This window comes from Streptomyces sp. NPDC058291 (assembly GCF_042880855.1).
Lineage (GTDB): Bacteria > Actinomycetota > Actinomycetes > Streptomycetales > Streptomycetaceae > Streptomyces.
This window is the reverse complement of sequence record NZ_JBHVYK010000141.1, coordinates 1-12,296: the sequence shown is the minus strand read 5'-3', so window position 1 is coordinate 12,296 and position 12,296 is coordinate 1. Positions and strand designations below refer to the sequence as shown.

Genomic DNA, 12,296 nt, shown 5'->3' with positions numbered 1-12,296 from the left:
GGCGTCCGGGCCCGCACCACGATCCGCTCACCCTCGTCGACCACATCCTCCATGAGCAGCGGGGACAGATTCGAAAACACCGTCTGCACAAGCTCGTTGACATCCATCACATGAAGGTCAACGACCCTGACAACTCTCCGTCACCACCGAATGTGAGACAGGGCCAGACGTTCGGCTCTGACCCGTAGTCGGTGGTGACGCCGGGTAGCCGTCAGGGCAGGAGGATGCGGTGGCGGAGGAGGTCGAATCCGGCGCGTCCGTGCATCTGTCTCGTGATCCTCTTGGTGCGGGTGTTGACGCCTTCGGTGCGGCCGTTGTGGTAGGGCAAGGTGAGGCCGGCGTTCACGGCGGGCCGGTCGATTTCGAGGCCGTTGGTGAAGCTGCGCATTGGGGTAGGTCGACGGCACGGGCGGCCGTGATCCACTTGATGAGTTTCACGTCGTTGCCCTCGACCGGTTTCAGCAGGGCGGCGAAGCCGCCTACGAGATCGGCGAGTGCGGTCATCTCCGGGCAGGCCGCGGCGATCTCCTCCAGCAGGGTCGTTTCCTTCGGGCGCAGGTTTTCGGGGTCGGTGAGCAGGAGACGGCTGGCGTGACGTGGGGTGGTGACGGGGCGGTCGCCTTCGGCGCGGCCCTGATTGAGGTAGCGGACCAGGAGGTTCGCGCTGCCGGTGTAGCCCAACTCCCGGATCTCTTCGAGGAGGTGGGTGACAGGAACTGCCGGTTCGACCGCGCGGCGGGCGCGCAGATGGTCGCGGTAGGGGTCGACGAGGGTGGGCCGGTAGGCGGGGGCGATGCGCAGGGTCTGGGGTTCGGGCATGCGGGCGTAGCGTTTGACGGTGTTCAGGGCCAGGTCCAGGCGGCGGGAGCAGTCGAGCAGGCCGACGCCCTGGCCGAGGAGGTCGTGGATCTTGCTCCAGCGTTCGCGGGTGGTCTGCTCGCGTACTCCACCGGGGCGGGGCGGGTTGATGGTGGCCCAGCAGCCGGTGTGCGCGGACCTCGAGCTGGACTTTGTCGCAGAGGTTTCTCCAGTCGCTGACCTGTACCGCGTGGGGCAGGGCGCGGCGGATGGCCTCGGCGTAGGTGGCCGAGCCGTCGCGGCACACGACCTCGACACCAGGATGTTCGCGCAGCCAGGACTCCAGGGTGGCCCGCTCGCGGTCGGGCAGGACCGCGACGCGTCGGCCGGTCTCGGCGTCCGTGATGATCGTGGCGTAGCGGTGGCGGCGGCGCAGGGCGAAATCGTCCACGCCGATCACTTGCGGGACCGCCTGCCGCGGCAGCGGCAGGCGTCGCAGATGGCGCAGTGCGGTACTGCGGGAAACGGGCACGGCCAGCAGCCCGACGAGGCGTGCGGCCGCCCGGCCGCACAACTCCCGCGCCACCTGGGACACCTGGGACGCCTGGGACACCTGCCAGGCAAGCCGCACCGTGCGGCGCTGATGGCGCTCCAGCAGTCCGGGCATCTGCTCGCGGAAGGTCTGCCGTCGGCAGCCCAGGACCGGACAGACCAGCCTCCGTACGCGCAGGTGGACGACGACCTGGCGGCCGTCGACCGGCACGTCCGCCACCGTCCGGGGGTGATACCCGTGCACCTTCGCCGTCAGCGTCCGGCACTCGGGACACGGCACCGCCGCATCCCGAGTGCGAGCCGTGACCACCACCGCGTCACCACAGTCCCCCACGTCCACGACGACCAGCACCGACAGCCCGGAAAAAAGCCGTGCTGACAAGGGGGTTGATATCCATCACAAGATCATGATCAAGCAAGGCTACCCAGCGTTACCACCGACTACGGGCCAGAGCCGCTCGTTTGGCAGACCCCGGCCTGGGCGACTACGAGGGCCGCACCTCAGGCTTCCACCACCACGTGGCGCTCGTCTCCGCAGCCCACCTCTTCTGCACAGAGCATCACCTCAACCCACAAGGCGAGGCCACGGCTTCGGTCTGTACAAGATCGTGATCCTGTTCCAGACCGCGTTGATCGCCTCCCTGCACCGCTGCCCCTCATGCCACCGCGGACCCGATGACCTCACCAGTCTTGATCGAGGACCATGACCAAGCCCTGGCTGATCATATTGAGGTCCCGTGCCTGCCGCTCCAACCTCCCCGGTCCCTGCCGCCCTGACGAAACTGGGCCTCATTCACCCGCACGACACCGCCCGCCTGCGTGCCCATCTCCAGCGCGCATCCGACCCGCGTTCGCGTCGCGGGCGGTGGTATCCCCCGGTCGGCCTACTGCGACCGACATGGCCAAGCCCTATTTGGACGTTGTCTCGCGGCGCACCTCGTATCCGTAGGCCTTGTCCGCGTTCGTGTCGAAGTACAGCGTCGGGTGGTCGCCCGACTCCTCGACCTGGAGAAGCGTGGCTTCGAAGTCCGAGAAGGAGCCTGCGGCGTCGAAGCGCAGTTCGATGGTGCTGCTGCGGTCGTCCTCACCGGCGAGGCTCCACTCGCCCCGCCCGGAGAGTCTGCCGTTTCCGGGCGGGGGGTCGATGAAGCTGAACTCGATGGCATCGCGCGGAATGCCCGACATCTCGAACCTGCCGTCGTCGTCGAACTCGACTCGGCCGCCGCCGGAGCCCTTCCAGACCCCGGCGACCTGCGCCGAACTCAGTTCGTCCGCCTTGCCCACTCCGCAGCTGTCGAGAGCGAACAGGCCGCCGAGAAGCAGCACGGGGACGGCCGCGGCCATCGCGCACCCACGAATTACCTTCACGCCTGCCTACTTATAGATCGTTTCCTGCCAGTCGACCTCTACGCGGTACCCCGCGAAGAAGCCGCCGGTGTACTGCGGAGTGCCGTTGAACACCTTCTGCCATCCCATGTGCCCCGGGATCAACGACTCGTTGTCGATGTCGGTCCAGGCGTGGTACGTGACCGTGAGCGTGTTGCCCTTGCTCTTGACGACGTCGTACCTCAGTGAGTAGGACCCAAGGATGCCCTGGGCCTTCCGGTCGTCCTTGCCGACGAGAAGGCCGCCGAAGTCGGAGATGTAAGTACCGGCCATCTGGAGGTAGTTGAGATCCTCCTTGTCCCGGTTCTTCGTCACCGGTACTTGTCGAAGTCGTAGCCCCGGTCCGCGTACAGGCGCCGGGGCTTGCGGCGGGGCCGTCCTCGCAGGCCCCGGATCGGTGGGACCGAGTCCAGCAGCGGCGTGAGCTGGGTGACATCATGGCGGTTGCCGCCGGTGAGTGTGACGGCGAGTGGGGTCCCGTGGCGGTCGACGATCAGATGGTGCTTGGAGCCGGCACGAGCGCGGTCGACGGGTGATGGGCCGACGTGGTCCCCCCTTTGAGGGCCCGGACGTGCGACCCGTCCACGGCACAGTCGTCCAGGTCCAGCAGGTCGGTGCTCCGCAACTCGGCCAGTAGAGCCGCGTGCAGACGCGGCCAGACGCCGGCCTCGGTCCAGTCCCGCAGTCGGCCACGCCGTCACCCCGGAGCAGCCCACAGTCTCCGTCGGGACGTCGCGCCATGCGACACCAGTACGCAGCACGTACAAGACGCCAGCGAGGGCCACCCGGTCGGGAACACGCAGTCGCCCGGGATAGCGGTAACTGCGCTCGGGAGCACGCGGCAACAGCGGAGCCACGCGCTCCCACAGGTCGTCCGGAACAAGATCAGCACGCACCCGGACACCCTGCCCACCGTGACCGCCAACGGCAAGACCCGCAGCTCGACTTCGTCTCGGAAGGCGTCTGGTGGTGAGTTGGCGGGGTGCGAATCGGATCAACTCAGTTGTGGTGGGACCCAGGCGTGGTGCCGAAGGATCATGTGCGTTGCGGCGCGGGAAGGTGTCAGCCGCATCGCCGTGTTCCGCAGGGCGACGGCCAGCGGGTGGGAGAGCTGCTGGCCCATCCGCCCAGCCTGCCGGGCGGCCCGCGCGACGGCCTGGCTGCGAGGTCGGCGCTCGGCGTCGTAGCGAGCGAGCGCGGCCTTCACGTTGGGCTCGGTGGCCAGCGCGGCGGCCAGGGTGACCGCGTCCTCCAGCGCCTGGCAGGCACCCTGTCCGAGATTGGGGGTCATCGCGTGTGCCGCGTCGCCGAGCAGCGCGGTCCGGCCGACCGTGTACGAGGGGAGCGGTGTGCGGAGTTCGTTGACGTCGTGGTGCAGCACGGCGGCGGGCCGAGTCGCGTCGAGCAGGGCGGGGATCGGGTCGTGCCAGGTATGAAATCGTCTGCGCAGTTCATCCAGTGGGTCGGCGAACCGCGTCCCGGCGGGGAGGTTGAGGACGGCGTGCCACTCGGCCCGCCCGTCGTGGAAGGCGATGTGCCCGAACTCGGCGCCGTGCCCCCAGGTCAGCTCGAAGTCGGTGCGCAGGTCGACCGCCTGCTCGGTGATGGCACGCAGCACCGTCGAGCCGCTGTAGGCCGGACCGGGGTGAGCCGGGAAGAGATGGCTGCGCACTTTGCTGCCGATGCCGTCGGCCGCCACTACCAGATCGGTGTCCAGGACCGTCTCGCCGCAGCCGACTCGAACCGTCCCAGGGCCGATCTGCTCGACCGAGTCCGCCTCGGAGCCGATCAGCAGTGCCTCGGCGGGCAGGCAGTCGCGAAGCAGCCGGTGCAAGGTGGAACGGGGGATGCCCATGATCGGTGTGCCCACCGCCTTCTCCAGCGCCGAGCCGTCCATCCGGGCCAGCCAACCACCCTGTGGTGTGCGAGTGCCGCCGTTGTACTGGCCTCGGGAGGCATCCCGTACCGCGTCGCCGACGCCGAGTTCATCCAGTGCCCGCAGGCCGTTGGCTGCCAGTGAGATGCCCGCCCCCGCGTCCTCAAGCATGGAGGCACGCTCGATGACTGTCACTTCCCATCCGATGCGGCGCAGTCCGATCGCGGCGGCCAGCCCGCCGATGCCCCCTCCGACCACCACTGCCGTGTTGCCCATGCCGAAGCCCCCACCCTTCTACAGCTGTAGAAGGGTGACTCTATCTGAGGCTCTACAGGTGTAGAAAGGAGCCATGGTTTCGGATCGGCGCACCCTCCTCGCGGACGCGGCTCTCGACGTACTTGCCGACGAAGGAGTCCGCGGCCTGACTCACCGTGCAGTCGACCGCAAAGCGGCCATGCCGCCCGGCACCACGTCGGCGTACTTCCGCACCCGAGCCGCGCTGCTCACCGGCCTGGTCACACGCCTGGTCCAACTCGACCAGGCGGAACTGCAAACGATGGCCGAAGAACTGCCACCTCTGCGCACCGTCGAGGAACTGGTGGACGGCATGGTGCTGCTCGCCCGACGGCGACTCACCGGCGAGGGCCGCCGCCGCTCGCTCGCTCGCTACGCCTGCGCCGTCGAGAGCCTGCGTGACCGTGAGCTGCGCGAGATCCTCGTACCCCGCGAGAACGCCGGCCGCGATGCTGTCCGGCTGTTCCTCGCCGCCCACGGCGTGACGGACGTCGAGAATCGCAGTCACATCCTGCTGACCTGCATCGACGGACTGGTCTTCGACCGGCTGGTGAGCGGCGGCGAAGTACCGCGCGAGGCCCTCGAAGGCCTGGTCGCCGCCGCCCTACGTTAGGACCCGGGCGTCCAGGTCCGCCTCGAACGGGCCTGCAGCCTCATCTGTCTCCGCCACCCACGCGCTCATTCTGAAACGATCAGTAAGCCAACACGGGAGCGGTTCACACCCTCGTCCCCCATCGTGAGCCCCTGACGAATGCTGCGGAGGACGAAGTGGTCGTGATGGCTGCTCAACGCCCTAGCATCGCCCCACCATTGCTGTTCAGGAATTCGCCCGTGATGTAGCGCGCTTCCGGCGAGGCCAGGAAGGCGACAGCAGCCGCGATGTCGTCCGGCCCTCCGACCCCGCCGACCAGGGTCTGAGCCCGCCGTCTGGCGAGCTCCTCCTCGTCTGCGGGCACGCCGAAGAACTCGGTGCCTGCGACGAAGCCGGGCACCACGACATTGGCTGTGGCTCCGTGCGGCCCCAACTGCTGGGCCAACGTGTGGTTCCAAGCCAGCAGAGCCGCCTTCACTGCCCCGTAGGCGCCGTTTCCCCGCAAGGCAGCGAGGGAACTGAGAGTGACCACCCTGCCACCAGGGCGGGTCAGGCGCGGCAGGAGCGCCTCGGTGAGCAGGACCGCCGGCAGAACGTTGTTGTCGAAGTCCCGCCGCCACCGCTCGGCGACCTCCTTCAGGCCACCCTCCCGCACAGGTGTGCCGCGCCTGCCCGCATTGTTCACCAGGACATCGACACGCTCGGGGAGTTCACCCAGCTTCTGTTCGACCTCTTCCGGAACAGAAAGGTCGACGGCGACGGCCTCCACGGGGTGGACCGCCTCAATTTCCTGGGCCGCCGCGTGCAAGACATCCGCTCGCCTCCCCAGAATGGTCACCCTGTCGCCCTGCCCGGCGAACCTCGCGGCGATGGCCCGGCCGATCCCGGTGCCACCGCCGCTGATCACTACCGAACGTTCCGTGCCGCCCATCAGACCCCCCGAGCCCTTGCCGCTCATGCCGCCCCCAACCTTGCCACGAGCGCCCGTCATCCCGACGACCGCCTCCACAGCGAGCGCGGCTACCCACCCCTTTGTTCACTGCACAACCAAGTGTGAAACATGAGCGACCTGGGGATTGCCGAAGATCCTGAACAACCCGACCTGACCCGCTCACGAACCGAGGCCAGCGCCCCATGCGGGGCGCTGGCCTCGGCCGGTTGGGCCCGCACCGTTCTCCGTCGGTCGCGCCAATGCCCGTCCTCGTCGTCCACCGCGGACCGGAGAATCCAGCGGTCCCGGATCGAACACGGGTCGAGATCCGCGGTGTTGTCGACGTGCCTGTCGGGGGCCCATCGTCCAGTCGGATCCGATGCGGCTCACGCTACCGCTCCGCCCCCGCCCCACGGCCAGGGAACCCACTCGTTCGGGGTGGAGCCAAAACAACTTGTCGGAGCCAGGTTGACGACCCTCACACGCTCCCCACGACCTCACGGTGGGGCCAACTTCAATACCCGAGTGGGGCCAATTGAAGTTGCCGCAAACACGCTGCGGGCCGGGTGCTGATCGACCAGGACCGTATGCGTCTCCGGGTCGTAGCCGTACGTCGGGTCGTGGGCGGGCTTTTTCGGCATCGGTCCTCGTTCGCGTTGCTGCGGCGGCCAGCGCCCCGCCACAAGGCACGGCGGTGCGGCCGGATGCTCAACGACCCGGGTCCGCCGGAGCCACGCCGACCTCCACCGTCCGTGCGCCGGCCGACCCGCGAGGGGCGCGCGTCTCAGGCTGGCGGCGGCGTCGCGCCGGGCAGCTCCCCGGAGAAGACCCACCACTGGTCGATGGTCCACACGGCGACGCTGGAGCGGTCGGTGGACATCCGCAGCCACACCTCCTCGGCACCGGGCATGAGCGCCACCTCCAGGTGCTCCTCGTCCCACGTGCCCACCGGGTACATCCACTCGATGCCGTCGGGGTCCGCATCGCCACCGTGCGCACGCTCAGCGCCACGGCGAGGGCGTCCAGCGCTGCCTTGGGTATCCACACCTCCGCCGGCTCCCATGCCATGGGCGCTGCATCCGGCACATTCCACACAGAGTCGCAGAAGTTCGGCGACTCCGACTTGATCGTCAGATGGAGCGACGGTGAGATGACCCTCTACCCGGGGGACCAGAACCAGGGCTTCTACACCGGATGTAAAGCCGGACAGCCCTGCGAGGTGCAATTGGCTGGGCCCAACGATTTGTGGAGTGAATACGCCGACGTTATCACCGCAGGCGACTACACCGGATCGAATGCCTACGATCTGATGGTGAAATGGGTGGACGGCGAAGTGACGATCTATAAGGACATCGATCAAAAGACAAAATTGCCCACATCGCTGGACCAGCATCCGGCAAATGAGATCAAGGTCGCACCAGCCAAATCAATCTGGAAGAATGCGAAGGGCATCGCCACAGGGAAGTACGGAGGCAACAAGTGGGCCGACGACCTGGTCGTGCGCTGGATCGACGGTGAGGTCACCAAGTACATCAACGTAGATGGCACCGGCTTCCACGCTGAAACGCAGCTAATGCCAAAGAACAGTCTGTGGGCGAACAGCGCCGATCTCATCACCGGAGGCGACTTCGATGGAGATACCAGTGACGCCAACCCGAACTATGACCTCTTCGTAAAGTGGGCCGACGGCAAACTGACGGTCTACCAGGACGTCGCCACTCAAGGACTGAACAGCGGGTCCACGGTACTCGCGGCGAATAGCACCTGGACCCATGCCCGCATCGTCGCAGCAGGCGAGTTCGGCGCCAACGACTGGGAGGACGACCTCTTCGTGCGCTGGTCCGACGGCGAAGTGTCCATGTACGGCAATACACAGGCCGACTCACTTGGCCGCGAGTACCAGTTGGTCCCGCCGCCGGCTGGCTTCGCCGCCACGAGGACCCGCTCGGACGATCCCTGCGCCCGAGTCTGTGGTCCCGAACTGTACCGACGCAGTACCCGCTAGCGTCCCCCTACGGGTGGTGCCGCCTCAGGCGACACCACCCCCCGCCCTACTCGACTGGAGCCTCATGCGCGCACGCCGCCCCCTCATCTGCATCCTCCTCCTCTCCGTTGCAGCCCTGACTGGAGCCTGCGCGGAGCAGAAGCGGGAACCGGACGAGTCCGGAAACGGAAAGAGTGATTCTGCATCTCCACCCCCCACCTGGGACGGCAAAGAAGATGCGGAAGAGGCTATGCAGCGCGCGGCACGTGCTCTGAACGCCGTCGAACCCAAGAGCGTTTTCCGGGAGGACTCCGGCACAACGACCTTGGCTAAGGGACTGAACAGGACCCTCACGATGCAGGGCCAAAGGCCCTATACCTTCGACATTGCCTGCCAGACTCCCTCAGCGCACACGCTCACGCTGACCTTGATGCGGGGCGACGCGGAGAGCGAGTGGGACGTGGAGTGCGGTGACCGCGAAGCGGACCAATTCAATATCCCAGCCGGCACCCCCGTCACCGCTCGGATCACACCAGCGAGCGGAGAAGCCGAGGGGATCATCAGCTGGCGGCTCAACACCATCGGAGCCGAGGACGTACAGGACTGCGTAGACGACATCACCGGATGTGGGAGCTGAGCGGCGCTATCTCACCGTCATAGGACGTCCGGTCACGGCTGTCGATAGCCGACCTTCCCGCCGTGTCCGCAGTAAACGAGGTCTTCTCGCCGCAGCATGACCAGTGAGCGTTTTCAGCGCTGCCTCTCCAGGGTGAGGACGGCGGCGGCGATGAGGGACATACGGTTCGGGCTGCAACGGGACCGGCGGAAGATGCGCCAGGACTTGAGCCGCGCGACGCTTCGTTCGACGGGTGCTCGTGCCGCTGACAGGGCCCGGTTGATCGTCCGCTGGGTCGGGTTGAGGTCCTGGTGCGGGAGCCGTCTGATCGGTGTGGTCACCCAGGGGCCGGCGCCGATGTAGGCGCGGTCGGCAAGGACGGGAACGCCCTGGCGTTCGCAGATCCGGATGATGCGGTGGGTGCGGGCCGCGGTCAGGTCGTGGGTGCGGCCGGGCAGGGCGGGCGAGATCCACAGCAGGTTGCCCGCGGGGTCGGCGACGACCTGCATGTTCACGCCGTGGCGGCGGTGCTTCTGGGAGAAGTCGGCCCGGCTGTCGCCGACCCGGTCGCACTCGGCGAGCGTCCCGTCGAGCAGAACGTGATCAGGGTCGGTCTCCCGCAGAACCCGCAGCAGGCCCGGCGCCCGGCGGGCGAGGTGGCCGGTGACGGCGGTGACGTAGGCGTGGGCGGTGCCCACGGATATGCCGAAGCCGGCGGCGATCTGCGTGAGCGGGTCGTGCCGGCGGAGGTAGATCAAGGCGACGAGAGCACGCTGATGCGGCGGGAGCTTGCAGCGGCGGTCACCCTCACGGGTGACGATGAGCATGGTTACCCACTCGACCAGAGTGCGAGGCAGGTCGAGTGAGGCAGGATAGGGAACCAACGAGGCTCCTGCGCTGATGGGTTGAGACGTCGAACACCTCTCTCAACGGCACAGGAGCCTCGTGCGTTGCGGGGCACCGGCCCGTCACCCGATCGGTGGCCACTCTGAAAAACGCTCAGTCTCCACAAACGGGCGCGGTATCCCACTACGGCTGCCCTCAGCTACAGCCGCAAGACAGCCCCCGTATGGCGTGAAGATCACACGAAGGCAGGCTCTTCGCCGGCACCGGCGAAGAGCCCACGAGGCTGACTGCCCAACCCCTCTCACCGAGTCACCCGAGGCAGCGGCGGTGCGGGGCGCGCTGAGGGGATGTCGGCATCACAACCACGCTCCGGTAGGCCATGACCAGGGGCGATGGGGACGCCCGCCACCAGGCCGCGCAACATCCACCGCAGCCTCTCCCGCAACCCTTTGGTGCAACGTCCACCGCAATGCCCGGCGCTCCTGCTCCGTCCGGACGCTCCAGCGGTCGGGCAGCGCGGAGGCGGTGCCGACGCGCAACACAGCCGCCAGGGCGCCCGATCCCCCGGCGGGCCGACCTCTGCCCCAGCCCCGCCCCACTCTCCTTCTTCCTTGATCGTGGGCGGCTGAGGAGGCTCTAGGGGGATGTCAGACCCCCGACCACGTTCAAACGGCGTGGTGACCTGCGCGAACGCGCGGAGTCCCGGAGGGGTCGCGCAAGAGATGTCGCAGGAGATGCCGCAAGAGATCGTGCAGGAGATGTTGCCGCCGGGCGGGCCCAAGGTCGCCCTTGGGCCCGCCCGGGGCCGGCGGTCAGGTGGCCGTGCGACGGTCGAGGACGTCGCCCAGGCGGTCGGCCACCGGGCCGGGACAGGCCGCGAGGTGGACCAGGGCGCGGACGATCTCGCTCTTGACCGGGCGCCCGACCTGGCGGCGCAGCTCCAGCGCCAGGACGTCGAAGACGAGCGCGTCGTCCTGCGGCCTGTTCACCGGGCGAGGATCACGCCGACCAGCGCTGCCATGACCGTGACCGCGCCGAACGCGGCGCCAAGCGGCTGGCTCCACGACGGGTGGCGGTGCACGACGTAGGCGGCGCCGGCCGCGAACAGCACCACGACGACGACCAGGAGCAGTGCGACGAGCAGAGCGAGCGCGGTGATGACAGACACGAGTCCCCCTGGGGGTCAGGCACGCGGCAGGGTCGCGTGCGACGGATGGCGGAGCGTGGGCGCTCCTCAGCCCTTGCGTCCCGGGTAGATGGCGCCGGGCAGGGCGCCGCCAGGGTGGTGCAGGCGGGAGTTAGCCCCGCAACTTCCGCCTGATCAGCGCTTTTACGCCTCACGTGAAGTGAGACACGTAGCAGGCGGGTTGAAGCAGCACGGTTCTGCGGCGCCAACGACCAGCGCTGCCGCCTCGGTAAGCGCACTTTCTGGTGACCGTCCACATATCCACGCTGTACGTCGCCGCATCCCAAGCGTTAAGCGCCTGGATCCCGCCTGACGGAAAACGGACGGGCAGCGCATGGTCGGGGCCCCGGCCACGGGCCCGACGATGAGCCTGGAACTAGGAGTCAGGCCACCGACCGTGAGGCCGACCACGGCAGGTCAGCGGGCTGCGACGCAGCAGGGGCCTGGAGGCGGGTCGGGCTGTGGGCCATGAGTACCAGTCGCCCCTTGCTGACCCAGCGCGAGGCCGCCACCGCCTGTGGCGTGAGCCGTACGACGATCCGGCGGGGCTTGAAGCCGGAGAGCTCCCGGGACCGGTGCTGGACGACGAACGCGGCTGGGCCGTCCCCATTGAGGACCTCTTGGCGGCTGGCTTCCGGCTGCACGCCCGGACCAAGCTGGCCCCGGCACCGGAGCAGGCGGCCATCCCCCAACCCGCTCCTCCCGCGGGTGGTCTCGCCGCGGCTGACCACCGCGCACTGTGCGCGCCTTTGGGCGCTGCTGAACGCGCCCGCTTCTATCCCGGGCGCCGCAGCCGGGCACCAACAGACTGCATGCGGCGGCGGGTGTGATGGATACGGCGGTCGATCCACCAGATGAGGCGGTCTGGGGATTCCTGCGGCATCACCGTGTGGAGTACGGACTGCAGCGCGACGACGGCGAGCCCCGCCAGCACCATCAGGGCGACGGCCTGCCATGGAGCACCGACCAGGGCGCTCGCGAGGCTGCCGACGCCGCCAAGACCGGCGCCGGCGAGCTGGGAGTGCTGAGTGAGCGGGTTCGGGGCCGGGTGCACCGGGGGAATCGAGGGGACTTCCTGCGCTGAGGAACGTTGCGTGGGCATGCTGAACTCCTGCCTGTGCGGATTCACTTGGATGCGGTGAGTGATCCACAGAGTCGAACAGAGCAGGCGCGGCGCATAAGTGGGCGGTTCGTAAGGTGATGTCCGTTTCTGCCTGAGGTTGGGGCAAGGTTGC

General features: G+C 68.1%; 12 protein-coding genes and 2 pseudogenes. 3 read left to right on the top strand and 11 right to left on the bottom strand.

Translation table 11 applies throughout. The features are described 5' to 3' along the window. Positions 1-211: 211 nt before the first annotated feature. From ACFVYK_RS36795 to ACFVYK_RS36775, 5 genes and pseudogenes are all read right to left on the bottom strand, one after another. Positions 212-1,732 (bottom strand): annotated as a pseudogene (locus tag ACFVYK_RS36795) (ISL3 family transposase). A gap of 527 nt (positions 1,733-2,259) precedes the next feature. Next, entirely contained in the window at positions 2,260-2,718 is a 459-nt protein-coding gene (locus ACFVYK_RS36790; RefSeq protein ID WP_389781090.1) for a hypothetical protein, read from the bottom strand. A gap of 6 nt (positions 2,719-2,724) precedes the next feature. Beyond that, positions 2,725-3,051, bottom strand: a complete 327-nt coding sequence (locus tag ACFVYK_RS36785) for a hypothetical protein (RefSeq protein ID WP_389781089.1) — start codon at positions 3,049-3,051, stop codon at positions 2,725-2,727. Further along, positions 3,051-3,632: pseudogene (locus ACFVYK_RS36780) on the bottom strand (IS5 family transposase); the annotation flags it as partial. The gene ACFVYK_RS36785 and the pseudogene ACFVYK_RS36780, both read right to left, overlap by 1 nt. Before the next feature lie 98 nt (positions 3,633-3,730). Then, on the bottom strand, positions 3,731-4,888 hold the full coding sequence (locus ACFVYK_RS36775) for an FAD-dependent monooxygenase (RefSeq protein ID WP_389781088.1): 1,158 nt from the start codon (positions 4,886-4,888) through the stop codon (positions 3,731-3,733). Positions 4,889-4,961: 73 nt separating this feature from the next. Here ACFVYK_RS36775 and ACFVYK_RS36770 point away from each other — a divergent pair, with 73 nt between their 5' ends. After that, a complete protein-coding gene (locus tag ACFVYK_RS36770) occupies positions 4,962-5,519 on the top strand; it encodes a TetR/AcrR family transcriptional regulator (protein ID WP_389781087.1) in 558 nt (185 codons plus the stop codon). A 172-nt stretch (positions 5,520-5,691) separates the two neighbouring features. Here the strand turns inward: ACFVYK_RS36770 and ACFVYK_RS36765 are convergent, their stop codons facing one another. Together ACFVYK_RS36765 and ACFVYK_RS36760 are read right to left on the bottom strand one after the other, a co-directional pair. After that, the gene (locus tag ACFVYK_RS36765; RefSeq protein WP_389781086.1) at positions 5,692-6,456 is read right to left on the bottom strand and encodes an SDR family NAD(P)-dependent oxidoreductase; all 765 of its coding nucleotides are present in this window, start codon (positions 6,454-6,456) and stop codon (positions 5,692-5,694) included. A 757-nt stretch (positions 6,457-7,213) separates the two neighbouring features. Next, a complete protein-coding gene (locus ACFVYK_RS36760; RefSeq protein ID WP_389781085.1) occupies positions 7,214-7,378 on the bottom strand; it encodes a hypothetical protein in 165 nt (54 codons plus the stop codon). A gap of 42 nt (positions 7,379-7,420) precedes the next feature. Here ACFVYK_RS36760 and ACFVYK_RS36755 point away from each other — a divergent pair, with 42 nt between their 5' ends. Together ACFVYK_RS36755 and ACFVYK_RS36750 are read left to right on the top strand one after the other, a co-directional pair. Further along, positions 7,421-8,434 carry a hypothetical protein gene (locus ACFVYK_RS36755; RefSeq protein WP_389781084.1) on the top strand — a complete coding sequence of 338 codons (1,014 nt, stop codon included), beginning with the start codon at positions 7,421-7,423 and terminating at the stop codon, positions 8,432-8,434. 64 nt (positions 8,435-8,498) lie between these two features. Beyond that, positions 8,499-9,050: a hypothetical protein gene (locus tag ACFVYK_RS36750; protein WP_389781083.1), complete on the top strand. Its 552-nt coding sequence runs from the start codon at positions 8,499-8,501 to the stop codon at positions 9,048-9,050. A gap of 113 nt (positions 9,051-9,163) precedes the next feature. Here ACFVYK_RS36750 and ACFVYK_RS36745 read toward each other — a convergent pair whose 3' ends face one another. The 4 genes from ACFVYK_RS36745 to ACFVYK_RS36730 all read right to left on the bottom strand — a co-directional run bounded on the left by ACFVYK_RS36745 (position 9,164) and on the right by ACFVYK_RS36730 (position 12,163). Further along, positions 9,164-9,913, bottom strand: a complete 750-nt coding sequence (locus ACFVYK_RS36745; protein WP_389781082.1) for a transposase family protein — start codon at positions 9,911-9,913, stop codon at positions 9,164-9,166. Positions 9,914-10,687: 774 nt separating this feature from the next. Beyond that, positions 10,688-10,864 (bottom strand): hypothetical protein, encoded by a 177-nt coding sequence (locus tag ACFVYK_RS36740; protein WP_389781081.1) that lies wholly within the window; start codon positions 10,862-10,864, stop codon positions 10,688-10,690. Beyond that, positions 10,861-11,043 (bottom strand): hypothetical protein, encoded by a 183-nt coding sequence (locus ACFVYK_RS36735; protein WP_389781080.1) that lies wholly within the window; start codon positions 11,041-11,043, stop codon positions 10,861-10,863. Before ACFVYK_RS36735 ends, ACFVYK_RS36740 begins: the two co-directional genes overlap by 4 nt. Before the next feature lie 793 nt (positions 11,044-11,836). Further along, on the bottom strand, positions 11,837-12,163 hold the full coding sequence (locus ACFVYK_RS36730; RefSeq protein ID WP_389781079.1) for a hypothetical protein: 327 nt from the start codon (positions 12,161-12,163) through the stop codon (positions 11,837-11,839). Positions 12,164-12,296: the final 133 nt, after the last annotated feature.

Excerpts from the sequence above, each read along its gene's own strand:
- ACFVYK_RS36765 (WP_389781086.1), bottom strand. The coding sequence starts at position 6,456 with ATGAGCGGCAAGGGCTCGGGGGGTCTGATGGGCGGCACGGAACGTTCG.
- ACFVYK_RS36730 (WP_389781079.1), bottom strand. The coding sequence starts at position 12,163 with ATGCCCACGCAACGTTCCTCAGCGCAGGAAGTCCCCTCGATTCCCCCG.
- ACFVYK_RS36750 (WP_389781083.1), top strand. The coding sequence starts at position 8,499 with ATGCGCGCACGCCGCCCCCTCATCTGCATCCTCCTCCTCTCCGTTGCA.
- ACFVYK_RS36775 (WP_389781088.1), bottom strand. The coding sequence starts at position 4,888 with ATGGGCAACACGGCAGTGGTGGTCGGAGGGGGCATCGGCGGGCTGGCC.
- ACFVYK_RS36770 (WP_389781087.1), top strand. The coding sequence starts at position 4,962 with ATGGTTTCGGATCGGCGCACCCTCCTCGCGGACGCGGCTCTCGACGTA.